This window comes from Vallitalea maricola, from assembly GCF_036985595.1.
GTDB lineage: Bacteria > Bacillota > Clostridia > Lachnospirales > Vallitaleaceae > Vallitalea > Vallitalea maricola.
In genome coordinates this window covers 1-209 of sequence record NZ_BTPU01000473.1, presented here as the reverse complement: position 1 = coordinate 209, position 209 = coordinate 1, and the positions used below count along the sequence as shown (strand labels likewise).

Sequence of the window (209 nt, the reverse complement as noted above, 5' to 3'; positions counted from 1 at the left end):
CTACAAAACCAACTATAGAAGATATAACTACAACATCTGAAAATAAGACATACACAAATGGTGAAGAAATTCTTATTACAGTTGATTTTTCAGAAGTGGTTAATATTACTGGTACACCAACAATTAAGTTTACAGGTATTAATACAAAAGCAGACTATATTTCAGGAACTACTACTGATAAATTATTATTTAGATATATTGTTGGAGAA

General features: G+C 27.3%; 1 protein-coding gene. It reads left to right on the top strand.

Annotation, left to right across the window (positions count from 1 at the left end; translation table 11 throughout):
• A partial coding sequence (locus tag AACQ14_RS24675) for a hypothetical protein (RefSeq protein WP_339366165.1) occupies positions 1-209 on the top strand: 209 nt, incomplete at both ends.